Below are 19005 nucleotides of genomic sequence, written 5' to 3' on the forward strand. Positions count from 1 at the left end.
CAGGGAGGCTTGAAGATGGCGAAGAGACCCGGCGCCGCCGCCGTGACGGGCGGCGCGCTGCTCGCACTGCTGTGTCCGGGCGTCGCGGCGGCCCAGGACGGGGCCACGTTCCCGCACGAGGCGTCCGGCGGCTACGCGGCCCTGAGGTTCGAGAACCGGAACGTCACACTGGACGTCGCCGAGCCGGCCGTACGGGGGTCCGCGGACCGCTCCTGGTTCCCCGTGACCGGCGGCGGCGCGGACACCGGGACCGGGGAGGCGGACATCGAGCTGGGCGGTACCGCGCTGCTGACCGCGGCATCCGGATCCCTGCCCCTCGGCGGGCTCCGGCTGGAACTGGACGGTGACACGGGCGTTCTCTCCGCGCGCGCGGTGGTCGCCGGGCAGGCCCGTGAACGCGTCCTCGCGGAGGTGACGTCGGACTCCGGTCCCGTCGTCCGCTCAAGTGGCGTGACCTGGAGCGGACTTCGGGCGTCCCTCTCCGCAGAGGGGGCGGCACTGCTGTCCGAGTGGAGCGGGGCGGAGTTCGCCGCCGGAGACGCGTTCGGGGTGCTGGACGTGACGGTGGGGACGGGGAGCGGGACCGCCGGGGCCACACCCGTGCCGGGCGAGACACCCGGCACAGCCGGCACACCCGAGGGATCCGGGCCCTCCCGGCCGTCCGGGCCGCCCGCGAGCCGCCCCACCGACGAGAGGCGGGAGGACGCCGGACGGACGGCAGCCGCCCCCACCGCCACCGTCACCCGGACCACCCTCGCCCCCGGCGCCGGACAACAGGTCACCGGCACGGGCTTCGAGCCCGGCGAGATCGTGCTCGTGTCGATCGATCAGGACACCCGCTACCAGGTGGTGGCCGATGCGCAGGGCGGTGTCACGAGGACCTTCCCCGTGTACGACAGGGCCTTCGAAGGCGTTCACACGGTCGAGCTGTACACGGTGTCCGGCGGCCGCGGCGCCGTCGCGGAGTTCGAGGTGCGGGCACCGGAGTAGCCGCTTCACCGGAGAGGAGCGGAAGCGGGAGCGGGTCGGGCCGACCCGCTCCCAGGCATGCCCACCGACCTTGCGGAACACGGGAGTTGAGAGATCCACACCTCCGTTGACAAGCACCCCGAACTCATACTTAGGTTTACCTTACCTAACCTACGAGAAGGGTGATCCTCCCATGAGAGCCAAGCTCGCCGCCCGCACCGCCCTCGCCACCGCCGCCGCCTCCGCCCTCACCCTGGGCCTGGCGACCTCCGCCTCCGCCGCGACGTCGACCCGCACGATCGTCGACGGCGGCACCACGTACACCCTGTCGGTGACCGCCCCGAGCACGGCCTCCGCGGCCGGTCAGGTCGTCAACGTCACCGGCTCCGGCTTCAACCCCGGCCAGGGCATCTACGTCGGTCTGTGCGTGGTCGACGGCGCCCCGGGCACGCAGAAGCCGACGCCGTGCCTGGGCGGTCAGGACCAGACCGGCTCGACCGGTGCCTCGCACTGGGTCAACAACACCTTCGGCGGCCTGTTCGCCAACAGCTCCAAGTTCGGCCCCGGCGGCACCTTCGACGTGGACGTCTACGTCAACCCCAACCTCGCCGACGGCAGCGTCTGCGGCGTGGACGTGGAGTGCGCCATCGTCACGCGCGCCGACCACCTCGACACCAACGACCGCAAGTACGACGTCCACGTCCCGATCACCTTCTAGCGGTCCGTCCCCACCCATCCGCCCACCCATCCATCCATCCGGCCGGGCCCCAACCGGACGAGTGAGGAACTCTCCATGCACCTCAGACGCCCGGCGGCGCTCCTGGGAGCCGCCGCGCTCACGACCGCGTCACTCGCCATGGGCCCGGCCGCCCGGGCCGCCGACACCCCCAAGACCGGAACGGGCGCGGAGGGACAGAGACTGTCCGTCTCCGCCACCGCGAACCTGAACCCCGCCGGCGAGACGCTCCGCGTCACCGGCGCGGGCTACGACACGACCAAGGCCGTCTACGTCGCGCTCTGCCGGGACAACGGCGACGGCAAGGTCCCCGGCCCCTGCGTCGGCGGCGCCGACCCGAGCGGCGAGGGCGGCGCCTCGCACTGGATCGTCCCCGAGGGCGACCCGTACGCGGGCGTCCTCGCCACCACCTGGGGCGCCGGCGGCACCTTCGACGTCGAGATCAGGGCGCAGGCCAAGGACGCGAGCGTCGACTGCCTCCGGTACTCCTGCGCCGTCGTCACCCGCGTCGACCACCGCAACACCGGCGACCGCTCCCAGGACGTGCGCGTGCCCGTCACCTGGGAGGGCCAGGACACCGGCGGTGGCGGCGACGGCGGTGACGGCGTCGACGTGCCGCCCGGGACGATCAGCTACGTACGGTCCGCCGCTTTCACGACCGTCGGGCGCCCGCTGGACCTGCTGCTGCACCCCGACTCCGGGAAGCTGTACGTCGGTTCGGAGAACATCCCCGACACCGGCGACGTGGCCGAGCAGGGCCTGTACGTCGTCGACCCCGAGAACGGCGAGCTCCTCAGCCACATCGCCCAGGCCCCCGGAGCGGGCGGCACCATGGCCGCCCGCGTGGTCCGCAGGATCATCGGCCCGCTCGCCGGCGACGGCGTCGCGTTCCACTTCCCGCTGCGCGGCATCGGCACGGCCAAGGACGGCGACACCGCCGCGCGGGGCCACTGGTTCGACGGCACGTCCTTCACCGGTGTCGACCAGGACGCCGACACCTCCTCCGTGCTGATCGCGGCCGGCCCCGAGCTGCGCCGCGTCGAGCTCGCCACCGGCGCCGTGACGGACACGGTCACGCTGGAGGGCGGCGGCCGGATCGGTGTGGACGCCGAGCGCGGCGTGGCCTGGTCCATCGGCACCGCCGGGGAGACGAGGGTGCTGCGCCGGGTGGACACCGCCACGTTCAAGGTCACCGCCACGACCGAGATCCCCGCCGACGACTCCGTCTTCTTCGTCGAGACGGACCCGGCGACCGGCAACGTCTGGGTGGGCGGCACCACGTCCGTGCTCGTCTTCGACGAGGACGGCACGCCGCTGACCACGCTCACCGGCGTGGACCGGCCCTCGGCGGCCGCCTTCGACAAGGCCACCGGGCGGGCCTTCGTCCTGCGCGAGGACCTCTCCGACAGCACCGGGGACGACGACGGCTCCGTGGAGGTCCTGGACGGCGCGACCTTCGAGCGGGCGGCGACACCGGTCACCCTGCCGGGAAGCGAGTCGACCTCCTACGCGGGCATCGCCGTCGCGCCCGGAGCCACCTCCGTGTACGTCACCAGGGGCACGGCGAACGAGGTCGTCAGGCTCGACCTGCGCAGGTCGCCCAAGGTCGTCCGGTCCCCCACCGACCAGTCCGTCGCCCCCGGTGACGAGGTCACCCTCACGGCCGCCGCCGAAGGCACCCCCGAGCCCACGGTGGCCTGGAGCGTCAGTCCCGACGGCGGCCAGACCTGGTCGGCGGTCGAGGGCGCGACGGAGAACACGTACACCTTCACCGCCAAGGCCGCCCAGGACGGTTACGCGTACCGCGCCGAGTTCACCAACCCGGCCGGCACGACCCGTACCGCGCCCGTCACCCTGACGGTGAAGGAAGCCCCCGGCACCGATCCCTCCGGGCCTCCCGCCGACGGCGACGGCGACGACGAGCCCTCGGGCTCCAGGACCGTCACCGGCCCCGACGGCCAGAAGCTGACCGTGACCCCGGTCAACCACCTCGCCACCGAGAACCAGACCCTGAAGGTCACCGGCTCCGGTTACGACGAGGAGAAGGGCGTCTACGTCGCCCTGTGCGTCGACAACGGAGAGGGCGCACTGCCCACTCCGTGCATCGGCGGCGTCGACATGACCGGCGGCTCCCACTCCTCCGCCTGGATCTCCTCCGACCCGCCGGACTACGGCGAGGACCTGGCGGTCCCGTACGAGGACGGCGGATCCTTCGAGGTCGAGCTCACCGTCGACGCCAAGGACGAGTACACCGACTGCTTCAAGGCGAAGTGCGTCCTGGCCACCCGCGCCGACCACACCCTCTCCGGCGACCGCTCCCAGGACGTGAAGGTCCCGGTCGCGTTCGTCGGCCAGGACCCGGTCGACACGGACGACGACGGCACCGGCGGCACCGACACCCCGGACGACACCGACCCGGACACCGGCGGTACGGACGGCGATACGGGCGGCACGAGCGGCGGTACGGGCGGCGGCACCGTCACCACCGGCTCCACCGGCGGCAGCCTCGCCTCCACCGGCGTGACCGTCCTCTCCGTCGCCGCCCTCGCGGCCGCCCTGACGGCCACCGGCTGGGTGGCCCGCCGACGGGCCCGCACCGCGGCCTGACGGCAGCCTGACGGCGGTCCCACAGACGTCCGCCCCCTCCCCGCGTGTGCGGGCGGAGGGGGCGGACGCATGTGAGGGGGGCGGACCGGACGGACTACTCGTCGTCCTCCGGCTTGTCCGCCTCGTTGACCTCCTGCTCGAGGCCGAGCTGCTCGACGAGCCACTTGTCGAACTCGATCGCGGCCCGCACCCAGCTGACCGTCGACGAGACGAAGTGCTCCAGGCTGACGCCCATGCCGATCAGCATCTGGGCCTCACCGATGAGACGGACCGTGCCGTCGTCATGCGTGTGGGTGTAGACCTTGGGCCACAGCGTGCGCCGGTTCCAGTCGTCGACGGACTCGAGCAGCTGCGGCTTCTCGTCGATCTTGTGCGGCCGGTCGTAGAACGTCCGGACGGAGAAGATCTGCTGGTCCTCCTCCCCGCGGAACATGAAGTAGGTGCGGAACTGCTCCCACGGCGCCGCGAGGTCACCCTCGTCGTCGACGACGTACTTGAGCTCCATCTGGTCGAGGAGCTGCTTCACGAGGTCCTGATCCGGAACGACGGGGCCCGCCGGTCCTTGGGGCTGCGGCTCGGGCTGGCCCCCGAAGCTGGGGATCGAGGACGGGTCGATGGTCACCGTGAATTTCCCTTCGTACGGATCCCGCCATCCTCCCCCATGCGGGGAGGGGGGTGGCAAGCCCCGACGGGCCTGTCAGCCGTGGGCTGACTCGATCCGGTCACTGTCGGGGTACCCGGTACGGGTCGGGCCCAACGTTCCCGGGGGGAACATCGGGCCCGAAAGCGGAACCGTCGCTCAGAGCGACTTGCCGGTGGCCGGGCCCACCAGCAGGCCGTCCTCGAAGCGGTCCACGCGGACCGTGTCGCCGTCCTTGATCCCGCCGGCCAGGATCTCCTTGGCGAGGCGGTCGCCGATGGCGGTCTGGACGAGGCGGCGCAGGGGGCGGGCGCCGTAGGCGGGGTCCATGCCCTCCTCGGCGAGCCAGGCCAGGGCCTCGGGGGTGACGTCCAGGGCGAGGCGGCGGTCGGCGAGGCGGCGGGCCAGGCCGTCGAGCTGGAGCCGCGCGATGCGTTCCAGTTCGGGCTTGGTGAGGGCCGAGAAGACGACCATGTCGTCGAGGCGGTTGAGGAACTCGGGCTTGAAGGAGGCGCGGACCACCTCCAGGACCTGCTCCTTCTTCTCCGTCTCGGTACTGAGCGGGTCCACCAGGTACTGGCTGCCCAGGTTGGACGTCAGCACCAGGATGGTGTTGCGGAAGTCGACGGTGCGGCCCTGGCCGTCGGTGAGGCGGCCGTCGTCGAGCACCTGGAGCAGGATGTCGAAGACCTCGGGGTGGGCCTTCTCGACCTCGTCGAGGAGGACGACGCTGTAGGGGCGGCGGCGGACGGCCTCGGTGAGCTGGCCGCCCTCCTCGTAGCCGACGTAGCCGGGCGGGGCGCCGACCAGCCGGGCCACGCTGTGCTTCTCGCTGTACTCCGACATGTCGATGCGGACCATGGCCCGCTCGTCGTCGAAGAGGAAGTCGGCGAGGGCCTTCGCCAGCTCGGTCTTGCCGACGCCCGTCGGGCCGAGGAAGAGGAAGGAGCCGGTGGGGCGGTCGGGGTCGGCGATACCGGCGCGGCTGCGGCGTACGGCGTCGGAGACGGCGCGTACGGCCTCGGTCTGGCCGATGAGGCGCTTGCCGAGTTCGTCCTCCATGCGGAGCAGCTTCTGGGTCTCGCCCTCCATGAGGCGGCCGGCCGGGATGCCGGTCCAGGAGGCGACGACGTCGGCGATGTCGTCGGCGCCGACCTCCTCCTTGACCATGGTGTCCTTCGCTGCCTCCTCCTCGGCCTCGGAGGCGGCCTCCAGGTCGCGTTCCAGGGCGGGGATCTCGCCGTAGAGCAGCTTGGAGGCGGTGTCGAAGTCGCCGTCGCGCTGGGCGCGTTCGGCCTGGCCGCGCAGCTCGTCGAGCTTCTCCTTCAGTTCGCCGACCCGGTTGAGGGACTGCTTCTCCTTCTCCCAGCGGGCGTTGAGGCCGCGCAGCTCCTCCTCCTTGTCGGCGAGGTCGCGGCGCAGCTTGTCCAGGCGTTCCCGGGAGGCGGCGTCGGTCTCCTTGCCGATCGCCATCTCCTCCATCCTCAACCGGTCCACGGCGCGCTGGAGTTCGTCGATCTCGACGGGCGAGGAGTCGATCTCCATGCGGAGGCGGGAGGCGGCCTCGTCGACGAGGTCGATGGCCTTGTCGGGGAGGAAGCGGGAGGTGATGTAGCGGTCGGAGAGGGTGGCGGCGGCGACGAGGGCGCTGTCGGCGATCTGGACCTTGTGGTGGGCCTCGTAGCGGCCCTTGAGCCCGCGGAGGATGGCGATGGAGTCCTCGACGGTCGGCTCGGCGACCAGCACCTGCTGGAAGCGGCGTTCGAGGGCCGGGTCCTTCTCGATGCGTTCGCGGTACTCGTCGAGGGTGGTGGCGCCGACCATGCGGAGTTCGCCGCGGGCGAGCATGGGCTTGAGCATGTTGCCGGCGTCCATCGCGGAGTCGCCGCCGGCGCCCGCGCCGACGACGGTGTGCAGTTCGTCGATGAAGGTGATGACCTGGCCGTCGGATTCCTTGATCTCGGCCAGGACGGTCTTCAGCCGCTCCTCGAACTCACCCCGGTACTTGGCGCCGGCGACCATGGCGCCGAGGTCGAGGGCGACCAGCCGCTTGTTCTTCAGCGACTCGGGGACGTCGCCCTTGACGATGCGCTGGGCGAGGCCCTCGACGACGGCGGTCTTGCCGACGCCGGGCTCGCCGATCAGCACCGGGTTGTTCTTGGTGCGGCGGGACAGCACCTGGACGACGCGCCGGATCTCCTGGTCGCGTCCGATGACGGGGTCGAGCCTGCCCTCGCGGGCGGAGGCGGTGAGGTCGGTGCCGAACTTCTCCAGGGCCTTGTACTGGCCCTCGGGGTCGGCGGTGGTCACCCGGCGGGCTCCGCGGGCCTTCTGGAAGGCGTCCTGCAGCTTCTTCGCGGTGGCGCCCTGCCGGGCGAGGACCTCGCCGGCGGCTCCGCCCTTGGCGGCGATGCCGATGACGAGGTGTTCGGTGGAGAGGTACTCGTCGCCGAGGTCGCGGGCGCGGGACTGGGCGTCCGCGATGACGGCGAGCAGTTCACGGTTGGGCTGGGGCGGTGCGACGGTGGACCCGGTGACGCTCGGCAGGCCGGCGAGGATGCGCTCGGCCCCGGAGCGTACGGCGGCCTGGTCGGCGTCGACCGCGGCGAGCAGGTCCGTGATGTTCTCGTTCTCCTGCCCGGCGAGCAGGGAGAGCAGCAGGTGGGCGGGGGTGAGGTCGGGGTGTCCCTCGGTCACGGCCCGGTTGCCGGCGGCCTGCAGCGCTTCCCGGCTCCTGTTGGTCAGCTCGGCGTCCACGTATCCGTTCTCCTCCTTGCGGTGACCCTTCAGCGGCCTTCGCGGCTGACTCGGTCAACGTACACAAACTTGAGTCTATTCCACTCAAGGTGTGTCCCGGGAGGGCCACGGCGGCTAAGTTCCGGTCCATGGCCACCACGTACTCGGTAGATCCGGGCGATCCGGACGCGTCGTACCTCAGCTTCTGGCGCGAGAAGCACCTGTGCACGCTGACCACCCTCCGTCCGGACGGCACCCCGCACCTGGTACCCGTCGGGGTGACGTACGACCCCGGGGCGCTGCTCGCCCGGGTCATCACGAACAGGACGAGCGCGAAGGTGCGCCACGTGCGGGCGGCGGGGGCCGGGGGCGCGCCCGTCGCGGTCTGCCAGGTGGACGGCCGGCGGTGGGCGACGCTGGAGGGGCGGGCGGTGGTCCGTACGGAACCGGGGCGCGTGGAGGAGGCGGTGCGGCGGTACGCGGAACGCTACGGACGGATGCCGTCGCCGAACCCGTCCCGGGTGGTCATCGAGATCGCGCTCACGCGCGCGATGGGCCGTGGGTGAGGCCGCCCGTACGGTTCGTACACCGAGCGATGGCTTCCGGCCATCGCTCGACCGGGCCGATACCCGGAAATGTCCCGGAAAACTGCAGCGGCGTCACCGTGTTCAGGTCACGGTGACGCCGCTGCGGGGGGAAGCACCTGCGCGATCTTTTACGACGGGGGAATCGCGTCAGGCACTGCGGGGGGTGGCAGAGATGGTCCGGGGGACAGGGGAGTCGGACTCCACCTGCCGGTGGTCCCGCTGGTCCAGGTTCACAAAGATCATTCCGTACCGGATGGCACACCGTACGGGCTTCGGCGCCCCCCTGGGCCGCCGCAGGCACCGGTACGCCCGTACGTCCCCGTCCTCGTCCCGCGTGACGACGACCGGCTCACCGAAGACGGTCACCATCAACGAGTCACCGCTGTGGGGGATGGCGGTGACCAGGTCGATGAAGTGCCATCCGGACCGGTAGGCGGTCGCCATCTCCCTGCGGAAGGAACGGTCGTCGGGTGGTGTGGTCATCACTCAGCCCCAACTGCTGTCGTCTGCGAGCTGGGGCACCGGCGAACCCCAGCTGCTGTCCGGGGGCGCGGACTTGGATACCACCACCGGCCCCCAGCTGCTGTCAGCCCGGACGTCGCCCTTCGTGCCGGCCAGGCCACTCAGCGCTCCGAAGGCCATGACGGCAGAGAAGGCGGCGACAAGTACCGAGCGAAGCGTTCTCTTGCGCATAGTCGGCTTCGTCCTCACTCGAAAGTCACCCTTCCCCCGTCAAGTACGACGATGGCTCATTCGGGCACGTCATGGCCACACAATCGGTGCATCATGTTCCTGCATGTTCAGGACCCTGGGGGGTGGAGATTTGACTACGAATCGGACCAATGAGGTACATCCCCATACGGTGACCGAACTGTGTGAGGCCGCCAGCCGTCTCTATGCCGACGCGCTGCGGGCGGGCCGCGTCCCCCGCGCGGACGCGGAGTCCGCCCCCTGCCTGATGGAACTCGCCCTGCTGCACCCCGACCCGGACGACCCCACCTGGCTGCGCCCGGTCGCCCCGGCGGTGGCACTGGCCCAGCGGCTCAACCCCCTGGAACGGGAGATCACCGAGCGCCGGCGGGCCTCGATCGAGCTCGCCGACGCCTTCGAGCCGTTCATGACCCTCAGCGCCCAGACCACGATGAGCACCCACTCGATGACGGTGCTGGAGGGATTCGACCGGATCAACGCCGCCCTCGATCTGGCCACCTCCCAGTGCCGGTCCGAGATGCTCTCCGTCCAGCCGGGCGGCCGTCGCCTGGAGCACACCCTCACCCAGGCGCTGGAGCGCGACCGGCAGATGACCGAGCGGGGGGTGCGCATCCGGACCCTCTACCAGCACACCGCCCGGCACAGTCCCGAGACGCTGGCGTACGTGGCCCGGTTCGACACCGCCAAGGTGGAGTACCGCACCATCGACGAACTGGTGGAGCGGCTCATCATCTGCGACGAGACCGTCGCCTTCATCCCCACCCGCGACGACCGGCAGGTCGCCCTCGAACTGCGCCACCCGGGTCTCGTCCGCTACCTGATCAAGGTCTTCGAGTTCATGTGGACCCGCGCGGTCTCACTGAACGCGGGCGCCCCGTACGAACCGGCCCCCGACGGCCTCACCGACATCCAGCACTCCATCGCCAAACTGCTCGTCGAGGGCCACGTGGACGAAGCCATCGCCCGGCGTCTGGGCATGAACGTACGCACCTGCCGCGCCCACATAGCCAAGCTCGCCTCCGCCCTCGGAAGCGGCAGCCGCGCCCAGCTCGGCTATCTGATCGCACAGTCGGGAATCCTCAACCAGGAACCGTGAAGCCGAGGAGGTACGGACCCCGCGTGACCGCAACCGCGCACCACCACGAAGCCGAGGACCTGTGCGACGCGGGTGCCGAGCTGTACGCCCGGGCACTGCGGGAAGGCCCCGTGCCCGCCGAGGAGGCCCACGAGACCCCCTGCGTGCTCGACTCCGGGCTGCTCCACCCTTCCCTCGACGATCCGGGACGACTGGTTCCCGTCGCGCCGACGGTCGCCCTGCACCGGCTGCTGCGGTCCTCCGGCGAACGCGTCGCGGCGGAGCGGCGGCGCGAAGCACGACTGACCGAGGCCTTCCAGCCGCTCCTACGGATGGGTGAACTGGCCGTGGAGACGCACACGCCGTCGCTCCGTGTCATCAGCGGCGCGGAGCGGATCAACGGCGCCATCCTCGAGGCACTGGCGGAAGGGACGGGGGAACTCCTCGCCATGCAGCCTCACAGCAACTACCACACCTCCGAGGTCGCGCGAGCGGCACAGGCCGCCGCCCTGGTCCGCGACCAGGAGTTCCTCGACCGCGGCGGCCGGATCCGCGTCCTCTATCCGCACACCCAGCGCCACATCCCCCTGGTCGTCGCCCGGTACGAGCGGTTGAACGGCGACGCCGAGGCACGCACCCTGGACGAGGTCGCCGGCCGTCTGATCGTCATCGACCAGACCGTCGCCTACATTCCCGGTGACGCGGACAGACAGCGCAGCGTCGCGCTGGAGATCCGCCACCCGCCCATCATCACGTACCTGGTCAGCGTGTTCGACAGCTTCTGGCGACTGGCCACCCCCATGCACCCCCGGCCGGTCGAACCGGCGGCCCTCAACGGCGTCACCGCCCGTCAACGGGCCATCGCCCGCTTCCTGGTGGAGGGCCACACCGACGCCGTCATAGCGGACCGCCTCGGCATGAACATCCGCACCGCACGCGTCCACATCGCCAAACTCGCCGCGCTGCTGGGCAGTCGGAGCCGGGCGCAGCTGGGCTATCTCATCGGACGGTCCGGGATCCTCGACCGGGCCGAATGACCGCCGGCCCCCGGGCCCCGTCCAGGCCGGCCTGGGCGATCCGCACCCCCAGTTGCGTACGGCTCGCCGCCCCCAGCGTCTCCGACAGGCGGGCGATGTGCGCCCGGCACGTCCGCACGCTGATGCCGAGCCGCTCCGCGATCACCGCGTCCTGGTGGCCCTCCGCCAGCAGCGCCGCGATGGACTGCTCGCGGTGCGAGATGCCCTCGATGCCGGTGTCGGGCAGCGGGGCGGTCAGCGGGATGGCCAGCCGCCACAGCCGTTCGAAGACCGTGCCCAGGTACTCCACCAGCGCCGGGTGGCGCAGTTCCAGCGCCATGGTGCGCTCGGCGTTGGCGGGGATGAAGGCGACCGTGCGGTCGAAGAGGATCAGCCGCTCGATCACCTCGTCCAGCGTGCGCGCCTCCACCGCGTCGCCCATCAGCTCCAGATAGCTGAGCAGCCCGTGCCCGTGCCGGGCGACATGCGTGTACAGGTCCCGCATGCGCACGCCCCGGCCGCGCAGCGCCATCGCCCGGTGCAGACCCTCCGACAGCTCCGCCTCGCGCCGGATGCCGCCGGGCTGGACGGTGAGCACCTCGGTGGCGCACGCCTGGGTCGCCTCGTCCATCGCGGCCTGGATACGGGCCAGCCCGTCCAGCACCCGGATCGCCGGGCCCTCCGCCGCCGACGGCGAGGCGGGCACCCGGCGGCCCAGGCCGGCGTACCGCTCGAAGGCCTCGACGGCCGAACCGACCCGGCGCTGACTCGCGCTCACCTCGTCGTACATCCCGCGCAGCAGCCGGGTCATGACCTCCTGCGGGGCGGTGGGGACGAGCCAGTCCATGTCGTCGGGATCGGGGTGCAGCAGGGCCAGTTCCAGCAGGCAGGGCACCGGCTCCGCGTCCCGGCGCGGCAGCCGTCCGCGCCGTACGGCCCGGGAATACACGCGATCCCCGGCCTCGCACAGTCGGTCAGCACCGTGTGGATGCCCGTCCGTCCCGTGCCCGGCCATCGCCCATCCCACCCCCGGTTCCGCCACTTTCCGCAGCGCAACTATGCGCGGCCACAACCGGCTGTGCAACACGGGCGGGGCCCGCCGCCGGTCAGGGGACCGGCGGGTGGCCGGATATCGACGGGGCGGCTACTTCAGCTTGACCGCCTCGCAGGCCGCGGCGAACTCCGCGGTGCAGATGTCCGAGACGTCGTAGATCGCGTCGGCGACCACGGTGTCCTCGATGTTGTCCTTCGTCAGCGCGACCACGGGCACGAGCTGCGCCGGGATGTCCTTGGTCGTGGGGCTGTCCACCCGGTCGCGGGTCAGCGCGTCGAACTGGATGTCCTTGCCCTGGACCTTCGCCACGGCCATCTCCGCGGCGTTCTCGGCCTCGTCCGGGTAGGACTTGTACACGCTCATGTACTGCTCGCCGGCGAGGATCCGCTGCACCGCCGCGAGTTCGGCGTCCTGGCCGGTGATCGGGGGCATCTCGGTCACGCCGGCGGCCTTCAGCGCCTTGACGATGCCGCCCGCCATGCCGTCGTTGGCGGAGTAGACCGCCTTGATGTCGCCCGCGCCGATCGCGTTGATCGCCTCGGCCATGTTGGCCTGGGCGTTCTCCGGCTTCCAGTCCTTGGTGTCGTAGGACTTGGCGATCGTCACCTTGCCCTTGAGCTCGGAGAGCGCGCCCGCCTTGAACTGCTTGGCGTTGGGGTCGGTCGACGAGCCGTTCATCATCACGATCTTGTCGGTGATGCTGGCCTCCCCGTCGAGCGACTCCAGCAGGGAACGGCCCTGCACCTCGCCGACCAGCTCGTTGTCGAAGGAGATGTACGCGTCGATCGGGCCCTCGGCGAGACGGTCGTAGGCGATGACGGGGATGCCCGCGTCATCGGCCTTCTGCACGCTGTCCGCGATGGTGTGCGCGTCGACCGCGTCCAGCACGATGACGTCGACCTGGTCGTCGATCATCTTCTGCATCTGGCTCGCCTGCTTCTTGGCGTCCGCCTCGGCGTTGGCGTACTCGACGGTGCCCTTCTTGTTGGTGAGCGACTCCACCTTCGTCTTGAAAATGGGGTAGTCGAACTGCTCGTACCGGGTGTTGGCCTTCTCCGGGAGCAGCAGCCCGACGGTGATGTCGTCGCCCTTGCTCGGGCTCGCGTCGTCGCTGCTCCCCGTCGCGTTGAGCACGCCGCATCCGGCGAGCATGACGGACATGGAGGTGGCGGCCACGGATATGGCGATACGACGCATGCGAGGGCTCACTTCAGGTGCGTTTTGGACGTGGGCACAGCTTTGCGGCCCATGTGACTGAAAAGCCAACGCTTCAGCCCCCACCGGCGTCAAGGTCGTCCGCTTAACGAGATGGACACAGCACGGTGCGCCGAACTCGTGAGAGACCCGCGGACGTCCGGCGGGGATCATCTGGACACGCAGCTACACGATAGTCACACACGTGTCCGTACATAAGCCGGGAGGCCCGGAGGTCCACTCGACCTCCGGGCCTCCCGCGGCGCCTCACACCCGCGCCTCAGTCCGACTGCTGCCGCTTGGGCCGCCACACCACCAGCGCGCTGGTCTGCTGCACCTCCTGGTAGGGCACCAGGTCACGGCGGTACGAGGCGTGCACCGCGGCCTCGCGCTGACGCATCGCCGCGGCCGCCCCGTCGAGGGCGCCCTCCAGTTCGGCCACGCGGGCCTGGAGGGCGGCGACCTGGTTCTCCAGTTCGATGATGCGCTTGATTCCGGCCAGGTTGATGCCCTCGTCCTGCGACAACTGCTGCACCTGACGGAGCAGCTCGATGTCACGGGCCGAGTAACGGCGGCCCCGGCCGGCCGTGCGGTCCGGCGACACGAGACCCAGCCGGTCGTACTGACGCAGCGTCTGCGGGTGCAGGCCGGAGAGCTGGGCCGCCACCGAGATGACGTAGACCGGGGTCTCCTGGGTCAGTTCATACGGATTGCGTCGACGGCCGTCCATGCAGATCAAGCTCCCTTCGCGGCCTGGAACAGCTCCGCCCGCGGATCGTCGTCCGCGGTCGCCTCGCGATACGCCTCCAATGCGTCACGAGCCTTCCCCGACACGTCCTTGGGAACACTCACCTCCACCGTGACCAGCAGATCACCGCGGGTGCCGTCCTTGCGGACCGCGCCCTTGCCCCGGGCCCGCATGGTGAGCCCGTTGGGCGTGCCCGGCGGCAGCTTCAGCGTGACCGGCGGACCGCCCAGCGTCGGGACCCGGACCTCGCCGCCGAGGACGGCCTCGGGATACGTCACCGGGACCGTGACGGTGAGGTTGTCGTCCTTGCGGCCGAACACCGGGTGGCTGCCGACGTGCACGACGACGTACAGATCGCCGGCGGGGCCGCCGCGCTCGCCCGGCGCGCCCTTGCCGCGCAGCCGGATCCGCTGGCCGTCGCTGACGCCCGCGGGGATGCGCACCTGCATGGTCCGCGAGGACTTGGCCCGGCCGCTGCCCTTGCAGATCTCGCAGGCATCCTCCGCGATCAGGCCGCGGCCCTTGCAGTCGGGGCAGGGGTCGGTGAGCGAGAAGCCGCCGCCGGAGCCGCGCGCCACCTGGCCGGTGCCGACGCAGGTCGGGCACACGCGCGGTGTGCCGTTCTTGTCGCCGGTGCCCGAACAGGCCTTGCAGGGCGCCTGCGACGACATCCGCAGCGGGACGGTCGCACCCTCGATCGCCTCGGTGAAGCTGAGCGTCACCTCGGACTCGATGTCCTGGCCGCGCCGCGGCTGGGTACGCGTGGTCCCCGCGCCGCCGCGGTTGAACAGGCCCCCGAAGACGTCACCGAGGCCGCCGCCGAAGCCGCCCGCCTGCTGGCCGCCGGCCTGACCCCCGAAGAGGTCGCCCAGGTCGAAGTTGAAGGAGCCGCCGCCCGCGCCCGGCCCCGGGCGGAAGCCGCCGTTGCCGAAGAGCGCGCGCGCCTCGTCGTACTCCTTGCGCTTCTTGGGGTCGCCGAGGACGTCGTTCGCCTCGGAGATCTCCTTGAACCGCTCCTCCGCCTTGGCGTTGCCCTTGTTGGCGTCCGGGTGGAACTCGCGGGCGAGCTTCCGGTACGCCTTCTTGATCTCGGCCTCGGTGGCGTCCTTGGGGACGCCGAGGACCTTGTAGAAGTCCTTCTCGATGAAGTCCTTGGTGCTCATCCCCGACGTCCCTCCTTCCCTGCGTCGACTCCCGCGTCAGCCCTCGTCCGGGCCACCGCTCTCCTTGTTCTCCGAGCCGGCCTGCGCCTCGGTGCTCTCCTCGGCCGGCTTGACCGTCTGCGCGCCGGGCTGCGGCTCGGCGACGGCCACCCGCGCGGGGCGGATGGTGCGCTCGCCGATGCGATACCCCGGCTGCAGGATCGCCACGCACGTCGTCTCGGTGACGTCCGGCGCGTAGCTGTGCATCAGCGCCTCGTGGATCGTCGGGTCGAAGGGCTCGCCCTCCTTGCCGAACTGCTGGAGGCCCATCTTGGCGATGACCGTCTCCAGCGACTCCGCGACGGACTTGAAGCCGCCGACCAGTTCGCCGTGTTCCCGCGCGCGGCCGACGTCGTCGAGCACGGGGAGCAGCTCGCTCAGGAGGTTCGCCACGGCGATCTCCTTCACGGCGATCCGGTCGCGCTCGACCCGGCGCCGGTAGTTCTGGAACTCGGCCTGGAGGCGCTGGAGGTCCGCCGTGCGCTCGCTGAGCGCCGTGCGCGCCTGGTCCAGCTGGGCCACCAGTGCCGCTTCCTGGCCCGTGTCCCCGGCCGGGGCCGCCGCCTCCTCCGCGGAGGGCTGGGCGGCGGCCTTCGGCTCGGCTTCGTCGGAGGGGACGTCGGGCTGCTGCGACTGCTCGTCGAAGCCCGGGGTCTCCTCGGTCACGCCGCACCGTCCTTGCGGTCCTCGTCGACGATCTCGGCGTCGACGACGTCGTCGTCGGCCTTCGCCTCACCGGCACCGGCGGACGCGCCGGCGGCCTGTCCGGCCTGGGCGTCGGCGTACATGGCCTGGCCCAGCTTCTGGGAGACGGCGGCGACCTTCTCCGTGGCGGTGCGGATCTCGGCGGAGTCCTCGCCCTTGAGCTTCTCCTTCAGCTCGGCGACGGCCGTCTCGACCTCGGTCTTGACGTCACCGGGGACCTTGTCCGCGTTGTCGCTGAGGAACTTCTCGGTCTGGTAGACGAGCTGCTCGCCCTGGTTGCGGGACTCGGCGGCCTCGCGGCGGGCGTGGTCCTCCTCCGCGTACTTCTCGGCCTCCTGGCGCATCCGGTCGACCTCGTCCTTCGGCAGCGAGGAGCCGCCGGTGACGGTCATCTTCTGCTCCTTGCCCGTGCCCAGGTCCTTCGCGGTCACGTGCATGATGCCGTTGGCGTCGATGTCGAAGGAGACCTCGATCTGCGGGACGCCGCGCGGCGCCGGGGGCAGACCGGTCAGCTCGAACATGCCGAGCTTCTTGTTGTACGCCGCGATCTCGCGCTCGCCCTGGTAGACCTGGATCTGCACCGACGGCTGGTTGTCCTCGGCCGTGGTGAAGATCTCGGAGCGCTTCGTCGGGATCGTGGTGTTGCGCTCGATCAGCTTGGTCATGATGCCGCCCTTGGTCTCGATGCCGAGGGACAGCGGGGTGACGTCGAGCAGCAGGACGTCCTTGACCTCGCCCTTGAGGACACCGGCCTGGAGCGCGGCACCGATCGAGACGACCTCGTCCGGGTTGACGCCCTTGTTGGCCTCCTTGCCGCCGGTCATCTCCTTGACGAGCTCGGCGACGGCGGGCATGCGGGTGGAGCCGCCGACGAGGACGACGTGGTCGATCTCGGACAGCTGGATGCCGGCGTCCTTGATGACGTTGTGGAACGGCGTCTTGCAGCGCTCGAGCAGGTCCGCGGTCAGCTGCTGGAACTGGGCGCGGGTCAGCTTCTCGTCGAGGTGCAGGGGACCCTCGGCGGACGCGGTGATGTAGGGGAGGTTGATCGAGGTCTCGGTGGACGAGGACAGCTCGATCTTGGCCTTCTCGGCGGCCTCGCGCAGGCGCTGGAGGGCCATCTTGTCCTTGCCGAGGTCCACGCCGTGGCCGGACTGGAACTGCTTGACCAGGTAGTCGACGACGCGCTGGTCCCAGTCGTCACCACCGAGGTTGTTGTCACCGTTGGTGGCCTTCACCTCGACGACACCGTCGCCGATCTCCAGCAGGGAGACGTCGAAGGTACCGCCACCGAGGTCGAAGACGAGGATGGTCTGGTCGTCCTTGTCGAGGCCGTACGCCAGGGCGGCGGCCGTCGGCTCGTTGACGATGCGCAGCACGTTCAGACCGGCGATCTCGCCGGCCTCCTTGGTCGCCTGGCGCTCGGCGTCGTTGAAGTACGCCGGGACGGTGATGACCGCGTCCGTGACCTTCTCGCCCAGGTACGACTCGGCGTCGCGCTTCAGCTTCTGCAGCACGAAGGCGCTGATCTGCTGCGGGTTGAAGGGCTTCCCGTCGAGCTCGATCTTCCAGTCGGTGCCCATGTGGCGCTTGACCGACCGGATGGTCCTGTCGACGTTGGTGACCGCCTGGCGCTTGGCCACCTCGCCGACCAGCACCTCACCGTTCTTGGCGAAGGCGACGACGGACGGCGTGGTCCTGGCGCCCTCGGCGTTGGTGATGACGGTGGGCTCGCCGCCCTCCAGAACGCTGACGACGGAGTTAGTCGTGCCCAGGTCGATGCCGACCGCACGTGCCATTTCGATTCCTCCAGCTGACTTGAGTGGAACGGACTCAAGCATGCATGACACCCGGCGCGGGGTCAACAGAGCTGAGTCGAACAGACTCAACTCTTATCCGTTCCTTACACGCAACCGCTCTATGACCTGCGGCGATACCTCGGCAGACCGTTGACGGGGATGAAAAACAGGGGTGACGGGAAGGCGTACGAGCGCGAGGACGACCACCGCGGCCACCGCCACCACCCACAGCACCGCGCCCCCGGACACCCGCCCGGTGTGGACGGCCACCCCCACGAGCACCCCACCCAACGCTCCCGCGCCGAGCAGGACGGTCACCGCGCGGGGCGCGAGTCCGAGCCGCCGCAGCCGGTGCCCGAGGTGATCCGGCCGACCGCGGGTCAGCGGCCACCGGGACAGCCGCCGCGCGAGGACCACCAGGACGGCGTCGGCGCACGCCACGGCCGTCAGGGCGAACAACACCCCGGCGCCGGCCCCGATTCCCTGCCCGGCCCGCACGAACACCGCCGCCGAGGCCACCACGAACCCCGCGAACAGCGAGCCTCCCGCCCCGAGGCCGGCCCGCGCGGGGTGCCAGTTGTGCAGCAGGAACCCGGCGAGCCCGGCGGCCAGCACGCCCAGCAGCACCGCGATCCCCTCCATCAGCTCGACCGCCGCGCAGACCGCCACCCCGAACGCGGTCACCGCCCCCACGGTGCCGGCCAGCCCGTCCGCGTGGTCGAGCCCCCGGAACGCGGCGGTGACCGCCACGATCCACCCCACGGCGAGCACCCCCTGCACCGTCCCGGTCTCCGCGTACGGCACGACGAGCGCCGCCGCCACGGTCGTACCGGTGAGCGGGATCCACCACCGCAGCCGCCACACGTCGACGGCCAGACCGAGGACGCCGATCCAGGCCCCGGCGGCCAGCAGCCGCCCGATCCCGGTGCCGAGCGGGGCGAGTCCCGCCCGGTCGCCGACCCCCGCCACCAGCCCGGTCGCGAGCACGACGGCCGTTCCCCCGGACAGCGGCACCGCCAGGCGGCGTCTGCGGTCCAGGATCCCCAGGCGCAGGGCGGGGACCCGCAGCAGTTCCGCGAACACGGCGGAGAGCAGCAGGGCGATGGTGGCGGCGGCGATCCCGTAGAGCACGGATATAAGTTAGGTGCGTATGGACCGATTTAGCGCGAATAACACGACCGGATCCCGGGCGCCATCCAGGACACCCGCGCGGGTGCCGCCATAGG

16 protein-coding genes are annotated in these 19005 nt (G+C 70.9%); 6 read left to right on the forward strand and 10 right to left on the reverse strand.

The features are described from left to right. The first annotated feature begins 15 nt into the window (after window positions 1-15). The 3 genes from KUM38_RS00320 (at window position 16) to KUM38_RS00330 (ending at window position 4312) form a co-directional block, all read left to right on the forward strand. Window positions 16-990 (forward strand): HtaA domain-containing protein, encoded by a 975-nt coding sequence (locus KUM38_RS00320; protein ID WP_217127198.1) that lies wholly within the window; start codon window positions 16-18, stop codon window positions 988-990. A 172-nt stretch (window positions 991-1162) separates the two neighbouring features. Beyond that, entirely contained in the window at window positions 1163-1687 is a 525-nt protein-coding gene (locus KUM38_RS00325; protein WP_217127199.1) for a hypothetical protein, read from the forward strand. 75 nt (window positions 1688-1762) lie between these two features. Next, window positions 1763-4312, forward strand: coding sequence for an immunoglobulin domain-containing protein (locus KUM38_RS00330; RefSeq protein WP_217127200.1), 2550 nt, complete (start codon window positions 1763-1765; stop codon window positions 4310-4312). A gap of 94 nt (window positions 4313-4406) precedes the next feature. Here KUM38_RS00330 and KUM38_RS00335 read toward each other — a convergent pair whose 3' ends face one another. Together KUM38_RS00335 and clpB are read right to left on the reverse strand one after the other, a co-directional pair. Continuing rightward, on the reverse strand, window positions 4407-4934 hold the full coding sequence (locus tag KUM38_RS00335; RefSeq protein WP_217127201.1) for a YbjN domain-containing protein: 528 nt from the start codon (window positions 4932-4934) through the stop codon (window positions 4407-4409). 177 nt (window positions 4935-5111) lie between these two features. Beyond that, window positions 5112-7709: an ATP-dependent chaperone ClpB gene (gene clpB / locus KUM38_RS00340; protein ID WP_217127202.1), complete on the reverse strand. Its 2598-nt coding sequence runs from the start codon at window positions 7707-7709 to the stop codon at window positions 5112-5114. A gap of 128 nt (window positions 7710-7837) precedes the next feature. Between clpB and KUM38_RS00345 the strand changes: the two genes are divergently transcribed. Beyond that, window positions 7838-8254 (forward strand): pyridoxamine 5'-phosphate oxidase family protein, encoded by a 417-nt coding sequence (locus KUM38_RS00345; RefSeq protein ID WP_217127203.1) that lies wholly within the window; start codon window positions 7838-7840, stop codon window positions 8252-8254. A gap of 168 nt (window positions 8255-8422) precedes the next feature. Here the strand turns inward: KUM38_RS00345 and KUM38_RS00350 are convergent, their stop codons facing one another. Next, window positions 8423-8758, reverse strand: coding sequence for a hypothetical protein (locus KUM38_RS00350; RefSeq protein WP_073933142.1), 336 nt, complete (start codon window positions 8756-8758; stop codon window positions 8423-8425). 313 nt (window positions 8759-9071) lie between these two features. Here KUM38_RS00350 and KUM38_RS00355 point away from each other — a divergent pair, with 313 nt between their 5' ends. Next, window positions 9072-10082 carry a helix-turn-helix transcriptional regulator gene (locus tag KUM38_RS00355; RefSeq protein ID WP_217127204.1) on the forward strand — a complete coding sequence of 337 codons (1011 nt, stop codon included), beginning with the start codon at window positions 9072-9074 and terminating at the stop codon, window positions 10080-10082. Window positions 10083-10105: 23 nt separating this feature from the next. Beyond that, window positions 10106-11098: a LuxR C-terminal-related transcriptional regulator gene (locus KUM38_RS00360; RefSeq protein WP_217127205.1), complete on the forward strand. Its 993-nt coding sequence runs from the start codon at window positions 10106-10108 to the stop codon at window positions 11096-11098. On the opposite strand, the gene KUM38_RS00365 is transcribed toward KUM38_RS00360, so the two are convergent. From KUM38_RS00365 to KUM38_RS00395, 7 genes are all read right to left on the reverse strand, one after another. After that, window positions 11061-12092 carry a helix-turn-helix transcriptional regulator gene (locus KUM38_RS00365; protein WP_217127365.1) on the reverse strand — a complete coding sequence of 344 codons (1032 nt, stop codon included), beginning with the start codon at window positions 12090-12092 and terminating at the stop codon, window positions 11061-11063. The genes KUM38_RS00360 and KUM38_RS00365 overlap by 38 nt on opposite strands. Before the next feature lie 129 nt (window positions 12093-12221). After that, window positions 12222-13328 carry a sugar ABC transporter substrate-binding protein gene (locus KUM38_RS00370; protein WP_217127206.1) on the reverse strand — a complete coding sequence of 369 codons (1107 nt, stop codon included), beginning with the start codon at window positions 13326-13328 and terminating at the stop codon, window positions 12222-12224. Window positions 13329-13605: 277 nt separating this feature from the next. After that, entirely contained in the window at window positions 13606-14055 is a 450-nt protein-coding gene (locus tag KUM38_RS00375) for a heat shock protein transcriptional repressor HspR (RefSeq protein ID WP_217127207.1), read from the reverse strand. Window positions 14056-14060: 5 nt separating this feature from the next. After that, complete coding sequence (dnaJ, locus tag KUM38_RS00380) at window positions 14061-15236, reverse strand: molecular chaperone DnaJ (RefSeq protein ID WP_217127208.1); 1176 nt, start codon at window positions 15234-15236, stop codon at window positions 14061-14063. A 36-nt stretch (window positions 15237-15272) separates the two neighbouring features. After that, window positions 15273-15941 carry a nucleotide exchange factor GrpE gene (gene grpE / locus KUM38_RS00385; protein ID WP_217127209.1) on the reverse strand — a complete coding sequence of 223 codons (669 nt, stop codon included), beginning with the start codon at window positions 15939-15941 and terminating at the stop codon, window positions 15273-15275. Further along, window positions 15938-17779, reverse strand: coding sequence for a molecular chaperone DnaK (dnaK, locus tag KUM38_RS00390; protein WP_217127210.1), 1842 nt, complete (start codon window positions 17777-17779; stop codon window positions 15938-15940). The genes grpE and dnaK overlap by 4 nt, the downstream gene beginning before the upstream one ends. Window positions 17780-17872: 93 nt before the next feature. After that, window positions 17873-18910: an MraY family glycosyltransferase gene (locus KUM38_RS00395; protein ID WP_217127211.1), complete on the reverse strand. Its 1038-nt coding sequence runs from the start codon at window positions 18908-18910 to the stop codon at window positions 17873-17875. Window positions 18911-19005: the final 95 nt, after the last annotated feature.

Origin of the sequence: Streptomyces sp. AC558_RSS880 (assembly GCF_019049255.1) — a bacterium.
Classification (GTDB): domain Bacteria; phylum Actinomycetota; class Actinomycetes; order Streptomycetales; family Streptomycetaceae; genus Streptomyces.